14 protein-coding genes are annotated in these 16,157 nt (G+C 58.0%); 6 read left to right on the top strand and 8 right to left on the bottom strand.

Annotation, left to right across the window (positions count from 1 at the left end):
• Positions 1-99 precede the first annotated feature (99 nt).
• Genes RZS32_RS02755 through RZS32_RS02775 form a run of 5 tightly spaced genes read left to right on the top strand, consistent with a single transcriptional unit; the run spans position 100 to position 6,034 of the window.
• Entirely contained in the window at positions 100-1,611 is a 1,512-nt protein-coding gene (locus tag RZS32_RS02755) for a tripartite tricarboxylate transporter permease (protein ID WP_422395951.1), read from the top strand.
• Positions 1,608-2,072, top strand: a complete 465-nt coding sequence (locus RZS32_RS02760; protein ID WP_317055506.1) for a tripartite tricarboxylate transporter TctB family protein — start codon at positions 1,608-1,610, stop codon at positions 2,070-2,072. Before RZS32_RS02755 ends, RZS32_RS02760 begins: the two co-directional genes overlap by 4 nt.
• A gap of 39 nt (positions 2,073-2,111) precedes the next feature.
• Entirely contained in the window at positions 2,112-3,080 is a 969-nt protein-coding gene (locus RZS32_RS02765) for a tripartite tricarboxylate transporter substrate binding protein (RefSeq protein ID WP_317055507.1), read from the top strand.
• Positions 3,081-3,140: 60 nt separating this feature from the next.
• Positions 3,141-4,544, top strand: coding sequence for an acylating sulfoacetaldehyde dehydrogenase (gene sauS / locus RZS32_RS02770; RefSeq protein ID WP_317055508.1), 1,404 nt, complete (start codon positions 3,141-3,143; stop codon positions 4,542-4,544).
• Entirely contained in the window at positions 4,541-6,034 is a 1,494-nt protein-coding gene (locus RZS32_RS02775) for an AMP-binding protein (protein WP_317055509.1), read from the top strand. The genes sauS and RZS32_RS02775 overlap by 4 nt, the downstream gene beginning before the upstream one ends.
• Here RZS32_RS02775 and RZS32_RS02780 read toward each other — a convergent pair.
• The 7 genes from RZS32_RS02780 to dld all read right to left on the bottom strand — a co-directional run bounded on the left by RZS32_RS02780 (position 6,003) and on the right by dld (position 13,672).
• Entirely contained in the window at positions 6,003-7,130 is a 1,128-nt protein-coding gene (locus RZS32_RS02780; RefSeq protein ID WP_317055510.1) for a Hint domain-containing protein, read from the bottom strand. The genes RZS32_RS02775 and RZS32_RS02780 overlap by 32 nt on opposite strands.
• Positions 7,131-7,397: 267 nt before the next feature.
• The gene (locus tag RZS32_RS02785) at positions 7,398-9,041 is read right to left on the bottom strand and encodes an NAD(P)-binding protein (RefSeq protein ID WP_317055511.1); all 1,644 of its coding nucleotides are present in this window, start codon (positions 9,039-9,041) and stop codon (positions 7,398-7,400) included.
• Positions 9,041-10,087, bottom strand: a complete 1,047-nt coding sequence (locus RZS32_RS02790) for a thiamine pyrophosphate-dependent enzyme (protein ID WP_317055512.1) — start codon at positions 10,085-10,087, stop codon at positions 9,041-9,043. The genes RZS32_RS02785 and RZS32_RS02790 overlap by 1 nt, the downstream gene beginning before the upstream one ends.
• 12 nt (positions 10,088-10,099) lie before the next feature.
• Positions 10,100-10,306 carry a hypothetical protein gene (locus RZS32_RS02795; RefSeq protein WP_339106798.1) on the bottom strand — a complete coding sequence of 69 codons (207 nt, stop codon included), beginning with the start codon at positions 10,304-10,306 and terminating at the stop codon, positions 10,100-10,102.
• Positions 10,281-11,375: a transketolase C-terminal domain-containing protein gene (locus RZS32_RS02800; RefSeq protein ID WP_339106799.1), complete on the bottom strand. Its 1,095-nt coding sequence runs from the start codon at positions 11,373-11,375 to the stop codon at positions 10,281-10,283. Before RZS32_RS02800 ends, RZS32_RS02795 begins: the two co-directional genes overlap by 26 nt.
• Positions 11,368-11,943 (bottom strand): 2-oxoacid:acceptor oxidoreductase family protein, encoded by a 576-nt coding sequence (locus RZS32_RS02805; RefSeq protein WP_317055514.1) that lies wholly within the window; start codon positions 11,941-11,943, stop codon positions 11,368-11,370. The genes RZS32_RS02800 and RZS32_RS02805 overlap by 8 nt, the downstream gene beginning before the upstream one ends.
• A 10-nt stretch (positions 11,944-11,953) precedes the next feature.
• Positions 11,954-13,672, bottom strand: coding sequence for a D-lactate dehydrogenase (gene dld, locus RZS32_RS02810; protein WP_317055515.1), 1,719 nt, complete (start codon positions 13,670-13,672; stop codon positions 11,954-11,956).
• 458 nt (positions 13,673-14,130) lie between these two features.
• Between dld and RZS32_RS02815 the strand changes: the two genes are divergently transcribed.
• Positions 14,131-14,910, top strand: coding sequence for a FadR/GntR family transcriptional regulator (locus RZS32_RS02815; protein ID WP_317055516.1), 780 nt, complete (start codon positions 14,131-14,133; stop codon positions 14,908-14,910).
• On the opposite strand, the gene RZS32_RS02820 is transcribed toward RZS32_RS02815, so the two are convergent.
• Positions 14,907-16,133 carry a serine hydrolase domain-containing protein gene (locus RZS32_RS02820; protein ID WP_317055517.1) on the bottom strand — a complete coding sequence of 409 codons (1,227 nt, stop codon included), beginning with the start codon at positions 16,131-16,133 and terminating at the stop codon, positions 14,907-14,909. The genes RZS32_RS02815 and RZS32_RS02820 overlap by 4 nt on opposite strands.
• Positions 16,134-16,157 lie beyond the last annotated feature (24 nt).

A 16,157-nucleotide genomic window follows, 5' to 3' on the forward strand; every position in this document is an offset into this window, starting at 1 on the left:
AATGAAAACATTTGCAAAACTATTTTCATCACTTACCCTGACCGGTCAATCACTTTCGCGGACTGGGGGAGGACATCTGCGTTGGAATTTCTGGCCTATATGGGCGATGTCTTTACGCCAATCAATTTCGGACTGCTGCTGATTGGAACGATTGGCGGTTTGATCCTGGGTGCGACACCGGGCTTGTCGCCAACCATGGCGGTCGCGCTTCTGATCCCCTTTACCTTCCGGCTTGAACCGGCGCAGGGTCTGATCCTTTTGGGGGCGGCCTATACCTCTACCGTTGCAGGGGGTGCTGTGAGTGCCATTTTGCTCAAGATACCCGGTGCCCCGGCCAATATTGCCACCACTCTCGACGGGCATACGATGGCGCAGAAAGGGCAAGGCGCACGCGCGCTGCAACTGTCCTTTCTCGCCTCGGCCGTTGGCGGCGTTTTCGGTGTGTTGCTGCTCATTTTCCTGACCCCGGTTCTGGCGCAATGGGCGCTGGCCTTTGGACCAAGTCACCTTTTCTGGCTGGCCATACTCGGTGTGACCATCATCGGTTCTCTGGATTCAAGCTCGGTTGTCAAAGGGCTTTTGTCAGGCTGCATCGGCCTGTGGCTGGCGACAATTGGCTTTGACGACATCATGGGCGCGCAGCGGTTCATCTTCCATGACGCGGTCGCGGGGGGCATCAACGTGATCCCGGCCCTGATTGGGCTTTTTGCCATTCCACAAGTCATCACCATGTTTGCCAAAGGGCGTAAACGACTGGACGCAGAAGTCATTGCAGTCGAAAAACATCCCATTGGCCAAGCGGTTGGCGAGGTGTTCCGTCGCAAGCGTGCGCTCACCATCGGGACGATCACCGGGTCCATTATCGGGCTCATTCCCGGTGTGGGCGGTCAGATCGCGGGTCTCGTGGCCTATGACCAGACCAAGAAAACCAGCCCCGAACGCGAGAAATTCGGCACCGGGCATTCCGAGGGTGTCATCGCTGCGGAAAGTGCCAACAACGCCATGGTTGGCCCCTCGCTTGTACCGCTTCTCACCCTGTCGATCCCCGGCTCGCCCACCGCCGCCGTGCTGCTGGGCGGGTTGCTGATCCACGGTATTTTTCCGGGCAGCGACCTCTTTGACAACTACCCTGATGTCGCCTGGACGTTTATCAATTCGATGCTGATCGGGCAGATCCTGATGTGTATCTTTGGTCTTTATGTGGCCGGGTTGGCAGCGCGGGTGGCGCAGGTTCCGAATGCCGTGATGGCCGCCGTTGTGCTGGGCCTTGCGCTCTTTGGGAGCTACTCGGTGCAAAATTCCATGGGCGATGTCTATGTCATGATGGCGCTTGGCACAGGCATGTACTTCCTTGAAAGGTTCGGCTTTTCAGCAGCCCCCCTGGTGCTCGGCCTTATCCTTGGGCCGATCGCCGAGGCCAACTTTATCCAAGGCTCGATGATTGCAAATGCCACGTCGAGCATGGGGGAATATTTCTTCTCCGGCACGCTCAACCTTGTTCTTATCGGCATTGTCGTGGCCTCCGTCGGCTATTCGCTCTGGATGGAATTGCGCGACAAACGTTACACCACAAAGGATGACGCGGTGCTCAAAGAGGAGAGCCTGTCATGACCGACCTGCCCCGCACTCAGCACATCATTGCCAGCGGTCTTGTCGCCGCTGTTGGCATAGCGGTCGCTTACATCAGCTATACACAGGAACCCGCCGAGGCATTTTTGTTCCCGCGGCTGATCTCGACGGTCTTTGTGGTTCTGGCCCTCTGGACCTTTGGCAAGGCGGTACTGGGGCGCACCAAGGTAGGCAATGGCCTGAGCCGCGGCGCGATCACCAACATCTTGCCAGGCCTGATCGTAGCGTTGATTTACGTCTTCTGGGCAGCCAAGGCTTTGGGCTTTTACACCGCATCAACGATCACCTTTTTCATTCTGTTATCGCTTTACGACCCGGCTCCGCATGGCGAGGCGCGCACATGGATCAAACGCGCCCTCATCACAGCCGGTTTTCTTGCGGTGATGTACGGGCTCTTTGCCCAATTGCTCACCGTCTTCACACCAAAAGAAATCTTATTCTGAACCGCAAAGGCGGCAGATCACACCAAGGGAGGAAAACCTATGAAGAAACTACTTGCAGCGGCCTCGATTGCCCTGATGGCACTGACAGGCGGCGCGTTTGCCGACGGTCACGCCAGTTATCCCGAACGCCCCGTGATGCTGATGGTCAGTTACGGCGCCGGGGGTGCCACCGACTTTCAGGCGCGTATCGTGACCATGACGGCGGGCAACGAGGACGCGTTGGGCATGCCTATTGCCATCATCAACAAGCCTGGCGCAGGCGGTCGTGTCGGCTGGAACTGGTTTGCCACGCAGGCCGATGCCGACGGCTACACATTGGGCGCCTACAACGTGCCGCACTTCATCGCGCAGTCCATCGAGGGCGGCGTGGAGTATTCCACTGAAAACTTTGAGCCCATCGCCAACTGGGGTGCTGACCCGGCGGTTTTCGTGGTCGCGGCTGACAGTGAGTTCAACTCGATGGAAGACGTGGTGAACTACGCCAAGGAAAACCCTGGAAAGCTTACCTTTTCAGGCGCTGGCCTTTTCGTGGGCCACCACATCGCAGCGCTGCAGCTTGAGAAGGCGGCGGGCGTGAAGCTGGCCTATATTCCCAACAACAAAGGGGGTGCGGGTGCCATGAAAGCCGTCATTGCGGGCGAAGTGCTGGGCGGGGTCAACAACCTCTCAGATGCCTTCCGCGCGCGTGAGGCAGGCAATGTCAAAATCCTCGGCGTTTTTGATCTGGAGCGCAACGAGTTCCTGGAAGACGTGCCAACGATGAAAGAGCAAGGCTTCGATATCGACAACGCGTCGGTGAATTTCCGTGGCGTGATGGTGCCCAAGGGCACGCCACAAGGCATCATCGACAAGCTGGCTGAGACCGTGCCCGCGATGTTCGAAAACGCCCGTGTGGCCAAGCGCATGAAGGCGGGCGGCAGCCCAATGCACATCATGACCCGCGACGAGGTGCTTGCGATGTGGAAAGCCCGCGAAGAGACGCTCAAAGAGCTGCTCGCAGGTCTTTAAACCAACCGTAGGGTGGGTTTGAAACCCACCCTACCCCAACACAAACGGACATGACCCGACATGAATGCCCCTGATCCCATTGCAGAGCTTGACGCCATCGTGGCGCGTGCACGCGCAGCACAGGCGCGGTATGTGGCCGAGGGCAGTCAGATACGCTATGACCGTGCCGCCCAAGCAGCGGCCTGGGCGATCATGGAGCCAGGGCGCAACGAGACCCTGGCCAAGCTCGCGGTTGAAACGACCGGGCTGGGCAATGTGCCGGACAAGATCACCAAGAACCATCGCAAGACTCTGGGTCTGATGCGCGACATCAAGGATGTGAAAACCTTTGGTGTTATCCGCGATGATGCAGAAACAGGAATTACCGAGATTGCGCGTCCCATGGGGGTCATCGGCGCGATTGTGCCCTCAACCAACCCAGCGGCGACGCCGGCGAACAACATCATTAACGCGCTGAAATGCGGCAATGCCATCGTTGTGGGCCCGTCACCCAAGGGCGTGGCCTCTTGCGAGACATTGCTGGGCTACATCCATGCCGAGTTTGCCAAGATTGGCGAGGACCCGGATCTGGTGCTGATGGTCCCGGCCCCGGGGTCGAAAGAGAAAACTCAACGCCTGATGGAGACCTGCGACAAGGTCGTGGCCACGGGCAGTCAGAACAACGTTGTGCGGGCGCAAACCTGCGGCACGCCTGCTGTGGCGGTGGGCGCAGGCAATGTCACTGTGATCGTGGATGAAACCGCCGATCTCGATCAGGCTGCAGAGAAAATCCGAGCCTCCAAGACCTTTGACAACGCCACATCTTGTTCGTCGGAGAACGCCGTTGTGGTCGTGGACGCGGTCTATGACGCCTTTGTCGCCGCCATGGCGTGCGCGGGCGGCGCGGTGGTCGAGGATGAGGCGGGGATCGTGGCGCGGCTCTGGCCTGATGGGCATCTCAACCGCGCGGTCATCGCGCAGGATGCCGACAAGATGATCACGGCGCTTGGCCTCCAAGATGCGGTGCCTGACGGCACGGAATACATCGCTGTGCCCACCAATGGCATCGGCCCGGATCATCCACTAAGCGGCGAGAAACTCAGCCGGGTTCTGGCGCTCTATCGTGCGCAGGATTTTGACGATGCGGTTGCAGTCACACAGGCCATTCAAAACCATCAGGGCGCAGGACATTCGGTCGGCCTGCATTCATCCAAAGACGACCGCGCGCACAGGCTTGCGCGGGAAATCCCGACAAGCCGCATCATCGTCAATCAGGCGCATACCTTTGCCACGGGGGGATCCTTTACGAACGGAATGCCGTTTTCGCTCTCGATGGGCTGCGGGGCGTGGGGCGGCAATGCGGTGGATGAGAATGTGCACTGGAAGCACTTTCTGCAAACCACGAAGATCATTCGGGAAATCCCAGCACGCGAACCCAGCCTAGAGGACATCTTCGCTGAGTATTGGGACGCTGCAGGGCAATGAATCTGTCGCGTACAACGCCGCCTGAGGGAACTGTTCGCGATTGGCTTGACGCGCGGGCGGCGTCGGGCGGCGTCGCAGTGGTGTTGCCGGGAACTGATCGTGAGGTCAGCTGGTGCGCCTTGCGCGATGGTGCGCAGGCGTTTGCTGCGCAGCTCACCGCTATCGGCTGTGACAAGAGCGAAAGCGTGGCCATTGTTGCCCCCAATAGCGTTGAGAGCCTTCTGGCCTTCTTTGGAGCCCTCTATGGCGGGTTTCGTGCGACGATGATTAACCTCGCTGCCGGGCGCGATGCCATCGCCTATGCGCTGGACCATTCCGAAGCGCGCTTTGGCTATGTGCATGCCGAATGCCAAACGCTGTTTGACGCAGCCAATGGGGCAAACGTGGTTCCCGTTCCCCTAAACGGTCAGGCCACAGCGCAGTTGCACGAAATCATGCCGGATGATGATGCCCTCTTGATGTACACCTCGGGCACCACCGGCCGCCCGAAAGGCGTGGTGCACAGTCATTCGAGCCTGCTGGCGGGTGGGTGGACCACGGCGGTGGCCCATGATCTTGGGCCGCAGGATCGCGGGTTTTGCGTTTTGCCGGTCTACCATATCAACGGGCTGTGCGTGACGGTCATGGGGAGCCTTGTTTCTGGTGGCTCATTTGCCATCGTACCCAAGTTTTCCGCCACAAGGTTCTGGCCGCAGGCGGATGAGGCGGAAATCACCTGGTTTTCTGTAGTCCCAACAATCATTTCGCACCTGTTGCACGGCGATACCGAACCTGGTCTCGCCTGTCGCGATCGTATCCGCTTTGGGCGGTCGGCCTCGTCGGCTCTGGCGGTTGAAACGCAGTCGTCCTTTGAAAACCGCTTTGGCATTCCAATTGTTGAGACCATGGGGCTCACCGAAACCGCGGCACAGATCCTGTCAAACCCCCTGCCCCCAGGCATCCGTAAAATCGGCTCACCAGGCATCGCCTATGGCTGCGAAGTGACGATTCAAGATGGATCGGGGCTGTCCCTTCCCACCGGCACTGAGGGCGAGATCGTGGTGCGCGGCCCAAATGTCATGCGTGGCTATCTCAAAAACCCAGAGGCCACGGCGGATGCATTTCGGGACGGCTGGCTTCGCACCGGTGACCTCGCGCAGATGGACGCGGAAGGTTACGTTTTTGTCACCGGAAGATTAAAAGAGTTAATCATCAAAGGCGGGGAAAATATCGCTCCAAGAGAAGTGGATGAAGCGCTTTATACCCACCCCGACGTGGTCGAGGCCGCCGCCTTTGCCCGATCCTGCGCGCGGTACGGGGAAACCATCGAAGCGGCGGTGCGCGTCCGGGACGGCTCGGGCCTGACATCTGCCGCGCTTCTAAGCATCTGCCAGGAACGTTTAGGAGCCTTCAAAACCCCGGACACAGTGCATTTTCTCGATGAATTACCCAAAGGCCCATCCGGCAAAATTCAACGCCTCAAGCTGGCCAGCCTGATTGAGACGCATTGAAGCTGATATTGCTCAGCAAAGGCTTTTTGTTTCGCACATGCCGTGCAATCAGTTTCTTTTGCTGTTTGCCCCGAGGAATGAAACACGCTGGTTTGGGCTGGTAATCCTCAGCCGCAAGCTGCGGGAAAATCGACAAAAGTTCTTGCAAAGCTTCATCACTCACAGACTTTAGCGCCATGGGGCCTGTAAACAGGCTCTCGCTGGGGGCGCCTTCGGCAAAAATCACTTCATGTGCGTCAAACAGAAGGTGAATATATTCAACATCTTGCACGTCCGTTTCTATGTAAATCCCCGGCAGTGCGGTCAAGGCAATGGCCGGGACAAGAACATCCGAAGCCCCGAACATGCGCTCTGCAATCTTGGACTGCACAAGCATGCGATGCTGGCGCGATACCAGCAAGTCACGTTTGGGCAGACCATTGCCCAAGGCGCCCGCAGAGATTCGGATCGGACATAGTTTCGGATTGGCCAAAAGCTGTGCGTGATCAAAGCACCGACGGCCGATCCAGCGGATTGTGACGGCTTCTCCGTCTTTGTTGATCACGTCATCCCCGGGTCGTAAGTCACATATCGCTCTGTTTCCTTCGGGCGTTACAATCTGCACACCGGGTGTAAAACACGTGACAAAGTCGGCGGCAGGTATGTCCGCCTGCCCGCTGGACCCCGGCCCCTCAGCCGCAGAAATGACCTCCAGCGACACCCCACGCGGTGGAAACTGCCCAACAAAAGCAAGCCCCTCAACCGTTCCGAAAGCTGGTGAGGAGTTGCGTAGGTTGACGCCAATGACTTGGTAAATCTCACCTGTGTCATTGTCGCGAAGCTCAAACTGATACTCGGCCTCGATACGAGTGCCGTTTGAGAACAAGACTCCATCAAAGGTCTGCGCCCCGTCTAGCCGTTGATTGCCGTCATTGTCGTCAAAATCCGCGTCACTGCCGCTATCAGTGACATCCAGTTGAGTGAGCGGACCATTGCCCAGCGTGATGAATGCACCCACCAAATGCGACCCATCGCCTTGCGTCACGCCGTCAAGAATGGTGCCACCGCTTATGGTGACATCACTCTCAGGGAGTATCGCAATCGTATAGTCCGCCACGTGCTCGCCCCACCTGCGAGCAGAAACAAAGGTGCCGCGCCCTGCAAAAAGCAGAACAAACCCAAAGTCTTATTGTATTAAATGAGTCACCGCCGTCTCTGCCTCAAGTCGTCCCTGTGTGCCCAGGAAACATTTATTAAGGACGTTATAGCCCAAATCCTACGCTGTTTCCACAGCGATACGCATGAGGCCGAAACAACAACAGCCCCGGATACCCCCGAGGCTGTCATTGGAAAATTGTTTCAAACAAGAGGCATGATCTTTCGTTCAGATCTCCTCGGGCTCCATTTTGATGGCACCGCATGGGCATTCCGCCGCGCAAATGCCGCAGCCCTTGCAGTAGTCATAGTCAAACTCAAACCGTTTGCCCGGCCCAAGTTTGATCACCGCATTATCAGGGCAGACGCCATAGCAGTTGTCGCACTCAAAACAGTTGCCGCAACTCAGACAACGGCGCGCCTCGTAGAGAGCATTGGTTTCATCAAGCCCGTCTACGACTTCGCCAAAAGTTGATTTGCGGCGCTCAATGTCCAGCATGTGCTGCACGGTTTCTGGCGCGTCTGTGTAATACCACGGGTTCAGCTTGTCGAAATCAGCGATCTCGGGCTTCTCCGGCTTGGTGTAGGTATCCGCCTGAAGCCAGGCGTGGATGGCGCGTGCGGCGTGTTTGCCGTGGCCGACCGCAACCGTCACTGTCCGCTCGGAGGGCACCATATCGCCGCCAGCAAAGACACCGGGATGGCCGGTCATGAACTGGGTGTTCACCCGGATGGTTTTATCCGCAATCTCAACGCCTTCCAGCTTTTCAACAAAGCTGGTGTCAACGTTCTGACCCAAAGCCATGACAACGGTATCGGCCTCTAGCTCATCCATTTCACCGGTGGGCTGAGGGCGGCCGTTTTCGTCAAGCTCCATACGTTCGACCATAACCTTGCCGCTGTCATCCATTTCCTTGATCGTGGTCAGCCAGTTGACGATCACGCCTTCTTCGATGGCTTCATCCATCTCAAAGTCATGTGCCGGCATCTGATCGCGGTTGCGGCGATAGACGATGATGGCCTCATCGGCCCCCATGCGCTTGGCGGTCCGGGCCACGTCCACGGCGGTGTTGCCGCCACCATAGACCACCACGCGACGGCCCAGCATGGGTTTGTCTTCGGCAGTTTCCATATCGCGCAGCACGCCCACGGCATCCAGAACGCGACCAGCATCAGCCGCCGGGATGTTCACCCGGTTGGCCAGATGCGCGCCAATGGCAAGAAACACGGCATCAAAACCGCCCGCTTCCTTCTCGGCGGCGATGTCTTCGACACGTTTGTTGAGCACAAACTCCACGCCCATGTCTTCGATCCGCTTGATGTTGGCCTCGACCACATCCCGCGGCAGCCGGTAGGCGGGAATGCCAAAGCGCATCATGCCACCGGCGACAGGTCCAGCCTCATAGATCGTGACCGAATGGCCCAGACGGCGCAGATGATAGGCCGCAGAGAGACCCGAAGGCCCAGAGCCAATAACAAGGATCTTCTTGCCGGACAGCTCAGAGGGCACGCGCGGCACCCAGCCGAGCTTCCGCGATTGGTCATCCAAGAACCGCTCAACGGCGTGGATGGACACGGGCGAGTCGATGTCCTTGCGGTTGCACGCACTTTCACAAGGGTGATAGCACGCGCGCCCCATGATGCCCGGCAGCGGATTGTTCTTCATGATCTCTTGCCAGGCGTCTTCGTAATTGCCCTCCTCGGCCAACGCGAGCCAGGCCTGTATGTTTTCACCGGCCGGGCAGGCATTGTTACAAGGTGGCAGACGGTCCAGATAGACCGGACGCTCGGTCCGCCAGCTGCCGGTGTGATTGTCCAGCGACGTACCGACATCGACAGTAATGGCGAAGGGGGCTGTTGTTGGAAGGGTCATTAGACGGTCTCCTCTTCCGGGCGCAGCAGGTCATACTCCGCGATGTTGTAGTCACACATGGCCTGAAGCTTTTTGATGGCCTCGGCACCGGCATCTGTTTTGAACAGATGGGCGAAGCGGCGCTGCGGTTTGAGATATTGCTCAATCGGGACGCGGCTGCGGATCGGGCGCGTGGCCGTCACCTGACCATGTTCCGCTTCAAAGAGTGGGAACATGCCTGTCTCGACCACAAGCCGGGCCAGATTGATCGTGCTGTTCGACGCACAGCCCCAACCAAGCGGGCACGGTACGTAAACGTGGATGTAACGTGCACCCTTGAAACTCATGGCTTTTTCAACCTTGGCTTCCAAATCTTGCAGATAGGCAACCGAGGCTGTGGCCACGTAAGGAATATTGTGCGCCATGGCGATCTTGGGCAGGTTTTTCCCCGTGCCAAAGACGTTGCCGGGATAGGCCTCGCCCGCGGGCATTGTGGTCGCGGTACGCGCGCCGCCCGGTGTCGCACCGGACCTCTGCACGCCAGTGTTCATGTAGGCTTCGTTGTCATAGCAAATATAGAGCACGTCATCATTGCGTTCGAACATGCCACTGAGGCAACCAAAGCCGATGTCCACCGTGCCCCCATCGCCGCCTTGAGCAATCACGCGGGTCTTGCGCCCCTTGGCTTTCATCGCCGCCTGCATGCCCGAAGCCACGGCAGGCGCGTTGCCAAAGAGCGAGTGCATCCAGGGCATTTGCCAACTGGTTTCGGGATAAGGTGTCGTGAACACTTCCAGACAGCCCGTCGCGTTGGCCGCGATCATATCGCCGTCTGACATGCGCATCGCGGTATCAAGCGCATAGCGCGCACCCAGCGCTTCGCCGCAACCCTGACAGGCCCGGTGGCCTGAGGTGATGGCGTTGGAGCGGTTCATCGACGACTGAACATTGCGCTCATCGGCGTCCACCAAGCGGTTGCCCACTGTAAAGGTGCCCTTCTGGTAGAATTTCACCTTCTGATCCGCGGGAATATCATCTGCGGTGCGAAGTTTTGGTATCTCGTTCATCGCTCTGCCCCCTTATTCGGCTGCATGGCCAGCCGCGCCGCCAAAGGCGGTGTCGACCTGGATGTTTTTCAGGATGCTCTCGGCAACGGGGCCAGAGGCGATCTGCGCGCGCTGACGCGCCAGCTCGGCATTCACGATGTCCCATTGCAAATCGAGGAACTCGACCGGCTCAAGTTTACCCGCCATGGCCCGATCAAAGAGCTTGTGCAGCGAAGGCATCAGTGATGGGGCGTCCGCCAAGGCCGGCAACGACAGTATTCACATGCGTGCGCGTGCCCTGCATCGCCATCATGACGTTGTTGGCCACCACCCCGCCAAACCCCACGGCAAAGCTTTTCTCAAGCACCACCACTTCCTTGGCTTCTGCCAGAACCTTGCGCAGTTCAGCGGTTGGGAACGGGCGGAATGAGCCGATGGTGACAACGCCGATTTTCTTTCCGGCCTCACGCATCTCATCGACGGTATCCTTCACCGTGCCCGCCACCGAGCCCAGTGTCACGATAATCGTGTCAGCATCCTCGGTGTGGTACTTGCGAAGAAGGCCCCCGCTGTCACGTCCAAAGATGTCTTTGAACTCAGCCGCGATCTCGGGGATCACATTGAGCGCCTGCATCTGCTTGTCATGCGCCAGATAGCGCACTTCGGTGAATGCTTCTGGGCCAACCATGGCGCCAATCGAGTACGGATTGGCCGGGTCCAGCACTTGCTGCGGCTCAAACGGAGGCAGGAAGGCGTCAACTTGTTCCTGGCTTGGCATTTCAACCCGCTCGTAGGCATGCGTGAGGATAAACCCGTCCATACACACCATGACCGGTTGGCTCAGCCGTTCGGCAATTTTGAAAGCCTGAATATGAAGGTCCAGCGCCTCTTGATTGGTTTCAGCAAATATCTGGATCCAGCCCGCATCACGCATCGACATGCTGTCGGTATGGTCATTCCAGATGTTGATCGGCGCACCAATGGCGCGGTTGGCCACGGTCATCACGATCGGCAGACCCAGACCGGATGCGTTGTACACCGCCTCGGCCATAAAGAGCAGGCCTTGGCTCGCGGTGGCAGTATAGGTGCGTGCGCCACAGGCCGACGACCCGATACAGGCCGACAGCGCGGCAAACTCGGATTCCACGTTCATGTATTCGCAGGTGCCAACTTTGCCCTCGCGCACCAGCTCGCCACAATGTTCCACGATGTGGGTTTGTGGGCTGATGGGATAGGCACAGATCACCTCGGGGCGGCAGAGCGCTACGGCCTCGGCAACGGCCTGGCTGCCTTCCATTTGTTTAAGCATCTTCAAGCTCCTCTCCCAAGGCTGCAGCGTGCGCGGCGCGCGCCGCGGCGATGTTTCCCTCGGCGATCTTTCCACCAAATTTCGTTCCAATGGCCTTTTCCACGCTCTCAAGGCTGATCTGGCCCGCCTCTGCAGCAAATGCCCCAAGCAGGGCCGCGTTTGGCACGGGACGACCGACGTGTTTCTTGGCCAATCCTGACGCATTGACGCCCACCACGTGACCCTTGGGCAAATGCGAAACCCTGTCGGCGATGCCCAGCTCGTGCCAATCCTTGGTCGAGTTGATCAGAACATACCCATCCGGTTTCAGCCCCTGAAACACATCCAGCGCGTGAAACAGTGTCGGATCCTGAATAATCAGGCAGTCCGGCTCCAGAATAGGCTCGCGACGGCGGATTTCCTTGTCGTCCAGACGGCAAAAGCTGACCACCGGTGCGCCGGTGCGCTCTGACCCAAAGGAGGGGAACGCTTGCGCGTGTTTGCCTTCAACAAACCCCGCGATTGAGAGCATCTCGGCGGCGGTCACAACGCCCTGCCCTCCGCGTCCGTGTAATCTGACCTGGAACATCGTGTTCTCCTTATTCGGCGGCTGCCGGCATATGGTTACAGCCGCACTCCGCACCGTAGTGCTTCGCGCGAGACGTCTTACCGATGCCGGGATTGAAAGAATTGGTGGGATCGAGTTCTTTGTAGTGTGCGGCCAGCGCAGGCTTGGCCTCATAAAGATGCCCGACATTGTGTTCGGCTGGATATTCCGCGCCACGCGTGTCCAGAAGGGCCAGCATCTTGGCCTTCACAGCCTTGGCGTCGACCCCTTTGCGCAAGATGTAATCCTGGTGGAAGACATGGCACAGGAAATGCCCGTAATAGAGCTTGCCCACCAGATCGCGTTCGATCTCTTCCGGCAGGGTTTCCAGCCACTCGCGGTCATTGCGCTTGAGCGCAATATCCAGCGCCAGAACATCCTCGGTTGTGGATGTATTAACCGCATGCATACGCATCGCGGCACCCGCAGCGGCAAACCGGTGCAGCATCGCCTTTTTGGTTTCCATCTCGTCGCAGAGAAACCACCCTTCGGCGCCAACCGTGTCGTTGAGAATGGTCTCTGTGTCGGCGGCGGTATGGCCCGACACCTTCAGGATCAGGTGATGTTCAAACAGATCCCGGAATTGCATCAAACGTTTGGGCAATGCTTCGGGCACCAGGCGGCTGAACCCTTGCATGACGCGGTCCACCAGGTTCTTTGGCAGAAACCGCAGCTTGTTGAGCCGCGCGTCCAGAGCCCCCTTCATCGCAAAGAAAAGCGGCAACCGGTCCGTTCCAAACCAATGGATCATCAAAAGCGTATCTTTGCCGTATCGGCGCGCAATGTCGAAACATTCGCGATGCAGGTATTCACCACTGACCGGCACGTCTTCAAGCTCGGTCAGAACCCTGCGCCTCAGCTCGGTTAGCGCTGACGGGCTGTTGGTGCCGATGTAATAGACTTTTTCGCCTTCTTCGACCGGGAAGGTATCGAGACGCGCAGCAAAAACGGCAAGTTTTCCAGCACATCCCGCTGCCTCATGAAGGCCGCCTGGGTCTGCGTTATAGCGCGCTGGCGTGTCGGCATCGACATCCGACACCTTGGAGGCATAGCCCTCGGCCGAGGCATGGCCCGCATCTTGACTCACGGCCGCGGGATCTATCTCACCGCGATCCAGACGCCCCAGGATTTCTTCGGGCGCGTCGCCCAGATCAATGCCCAGGTGATTGACAAGTTCAAGCCGCCCGTCCGCCGTGATCTGCGCGTAAAGAGACAGTTCTGTGAACACAGGGCCACGGCGCACAAGCGAGCCACCGGAATTGTTGCACACGCCCCCCAGGATCGAGGCCCCGATACAGGAGGACCCAATCACCGAATGCGGCTGACGCCCCAGTGGGGCCAGCATTTTTTCCAGCTTGAAGAGCGTCCCGCCGGGCAGGCTCACGAACTGACGGCCCTCATCCAGCAGGTGAATCTTGTCCATGCGCAGCGTCGAGAGGATCACCACATCGCGGTCATAGCTGTCCTTGGGTGTCGAGCCTTCGGTCAGCCCGGTATTGGCCGCTTGCATGATCAGGATCTTGTCGGCAGCCACGCAGGCCTGCAGAAGCTTCCACATTTCAACCAACGTACCGGGGATAACCACCGCAATGGCCTCGCCTTCCCCAGAGCGGAACCCCTTGCGATACCGCTCTGTCTGGCTTTCGGAAGTCAGGACATGTTTGGCCCCAACGATCTCTTTAAAGGTCTTGATCAGGTCTTGGTTGTCCATGTCGTTGCCTCCTCTTTGGCCGCCACACCAAATTGAAATTGGCGTGCCTGCCCGGAACCAGGGAGAGAGGAGTTACTTGTTCCGGGCAGGTCACGTGGTTTGCATCGACCGAAAGACCGGTAGGTGCAGAAATCCAAAATTACTTGGTCCAGAGCAGAACGGCGCACGTCCGGGCGGCGCTGCTGCTTCTGGTCTCACACATCCTCGCTTGCGGGTGTCCGCTGGGGATGGTGGAATTCATGTCGTCCTCCAAAATTTCTCCGCGCACCCTGCGCAGACCTCCTCACGTGGTAAATTTGATTTACCTCTCGTTGGGTAAACACTTAACAAATCATCAATGGTTATGGATTTGATCTAAATCAAGAAGACATAACATACTGATTAAAATATATTTTCTCACAATAATAGTTCTTGCAACCCATGAGAGGACAACTTACTTTACCTCTGGAGGTTAGAAAATGAGCATTGCTACAACCATTTTTGACAGAATCGATTCTGGCCCACTGGCAGACATCATTGTGCGCCAGATCGAGGATCTGATCGTGCAGAGAGTCCTGAAAGAAGGCGACAAGCTTCCATCTGAACGCGAATTGGCCGAGCGGATGAATGTCTCGCGTCCGAAACTGCGTGATGCGCTGAAGGCGCTAGAGGAACGAGGTTTGCTGACCATCCGTCATGGCGAAGGGACGTTTGTCGCGCAACTCACGGGACAAGCAATGCAACCCGCACTGATAGAGTTATACGCAAGGCACGGACGGGCGTTCTTTGACTACCTAGAGTACCGACGCGCACAAGAAGGCCTTGCTGCGCGTTTGGCCGCGGAGCGGGCCACGCCGACAGACCGCGCTCAGATCGAACGATGCCTGGCCACATTGGAAGACGCCGAGGCAAGAGATGATGTCGAAGCCGCACGCGAGGCGGATGTGGTGTTTCATGCCAAGATCACCGAAGCCAGCCATAATGCGATGCTGATCCACATGATGGCGTCCATCTATGACCTGACCCGGCGCGGCGTGTTCTACAACCGCGAACATCTGCGCACTTTGGACGGCACCAGTAAAAAACTCCTCGAACAGCATCGTTTGATCGCAAAAACGGTTTTGTCCGGTGACGCCGACGCGGCTGAAAAAGCCGCGACCGAACATATGGACTTCGTTGAGAAATCCTTCCGCATCGGGATGCAACAGGCCGAAAGCGAAACCATCGCCAAAAAGCGCGCCGCTATGCAGAACGACTAGCAATCACGACCCACAGCGCGGGCGATCGCGTGACAGGCGGCCAGGAAATCTTTTTTGCGATCAACATCCAGAAAAACAGGCCAGGTTGAGAGCTTTACGAAGACCATGCCGCGCTCAGGCGAAACGTAGATAAACTGACCAAACACCCCAAGGCTGAGATGGCCCATGCGGTCGGCATCCTCAATCCAGAACTGGTTGCGATAGCGCCCATTGGGCAGTGCCTCTCGCGAGATGTCGTTAAAAAGACCATGATCGCCGCTCCGCACATCCTCGACCCAGGCTTTGGGAATGACCTGCCTGTCGCCGACGCGGCCGTCATCCAGATAGGCTTGCCCCATCCGAGCAAAATCCCGAAGGCTGGCGTTGAAGCCGCCACAAGACAGCGCATATCCGGACGTATCCACGGTAAAACAGGCCTCTGTTTCAGCACCCATCGGCTTCCACAAACGGTCCGAGACGATCTGCGGCAGGCGCTGCCCTGTCACGCGTTCCATCGCATGCGCCAGAACGTCGGTCTCCATCGACCGATACACAAAGCGTTCACCATGTTCTGCATCGCGCTCGGTCAGTGTGAGCATCTGGTCGTGAATGCAGGCTGGCCAATGTTCCGCCTCATAGCCTTTGGGCACTGGCTTCCACCCTGCGGCGACGTCCATCTTGCCAATATCACTGGCCCGGTTGGCATAATCGGACTCGTCAAACTTGGTGCCCGAAGTCATATCCATAACCTGTTGCAACGTGGCCCCCGCCCAAGCGGTCTTGGCCAGTTCGGGCAACGGATCAGTCACCGGCGCTGACGGGTCAAGCAAACCTTCCTCGATCAGACTGGCGGCCGCTGTCGAGGTCACGGACTTGGACACGGACTGCGCCAGATGCACCGTGCGCGGCGTCATACCATTCCAATAGCTTTCGTGAATGATGCGCCCATCCAGCAGGACCAAAAACCCATCGGTATAATCCCGGTCGATCCACTCCGAAACGGTGGTCGCACCATAGGATGCGCGAAACTTGATCTCCTCTAAAGGTTCCACCGCCTCAATTAACTGCGACGGTGTGTCAGAGGCAGGCACAGGCGCAGTTGGCAGAAATCCCCGCACATGCTGAAACGCCCAGCGGTTCCAAGGCGGACGATCCCAGTCAAGAAATGGCAAGCGCCACTCTGGCGGCGGCGGGCTTCCCTGCATGATAGGAGGAGCGGTTTCAGAGTTTATGTAGCTTTTCATTAAATCCCCCTGCTTTTGATGCAG

Source organism: Roseovarius sp. W115 (assembly GCF_032842945.2).
Lineage (GTDB): Bacteria > Pseudomonadota > Alphaproteobacteria > Rhodobacterales > Rhodobacteraceae > Roseovarius > Roseovarius rhodophyticola.

Excerpts from the sequence above, each read along its gene's own strand:
- RZS32_RS02765 (WP_317055507.1), top strand. The coding sequence starts at position 2,112 with ATGAAGAAACTACTTGCAGCGGCCTCGATTGCCCTGATGGCACTGACA.
- dld (WP_317055515.1), bottom strand. The coding sequence starts at position 13,672 with ATGGACAACCAAGACCTGATCAAGACCTTTAAAGAGATCGTTGGGGCC.
- RZS32_RS02790 (WP_317055512.1), bottom strand. The coding sequence starts at position 10,087 with ATGAACGAGATACCAAAACTTCGCACCGCAGATGATATTCCCGCGGAT.
- RZS32_RS02815 (WP_317055516.1), top strand. The coding sequence starts at position 14,131 with ATGAGCATTGCTACAACCATTTTTGACAGAATCGATTCTGGCCCACTG.
- RZS32_RS02820 (WP_317055517.1), bottom strand. The coding sequence starts at position 16,133 with ATGAAAAGCTACATAAACTCTGAAACCGCTCCTCCTATCATGCAGGGA.
- RZS32_RS02800 (WP_339106799.1), bottom strand. The coding sequence starts at position 11,375 with ATGCTTAAACAAATGGAAGGCAGCCAGGCCGTTGCCGAGGCCGTAGCG.
- RZS32_RS02755 (WP_422395951.1), top strand. The coding sequence starts at position 100 with ATGGGCGATGTCTTTACGCCAATCAATTTCGGACTGCTGCTGATTGGA.
- sauS (WP_317055508.1), top strand. The coding sequence starts at position 3,141 with ATGAATGCCCCTGATCCCATTGCAGAGCTTGACGCCATCGTGGCGCGT.
- RZS32_RS02805 (WP_317055514.1), bottom strand. The coding sequence starts at position 11,943 with ATGTTCCAGGTCAGATTACACGGACGCGGAGGGCAGGGCGTTGTGACC.
- RZS32_RS02785 (WP_317055511.1), bottom strand. The coding sequence starts at position 9,041 with ATGACCCTTCCAACAACAGCCCCCTTCGCCATTACTGTCGATGTCGGT.
- RZS32_RS02795 (WP_339106798.1), bottom strand. The coding sequence starts at position 10,306 with ATGCCTTCGCTGCACAAGCTCTTTGATCGGGCCATGGCGGGTAAACTT.
- RZS32_RS02760 (WP_317055506.1), top strand. The coding sequence starts at position 1,608 with ATGACCGACCTGCCCCGCACTCAGCACATCATTGCCAGCGGTCTTGTC.
- RZS32_RS02775 (WP_317055509.1), top strand. The coding sequence starts at position 4,541 with ATGAATCTGTCGCGTACAACGCCGCCTGAGGGAACTGTTCGCGATTGG.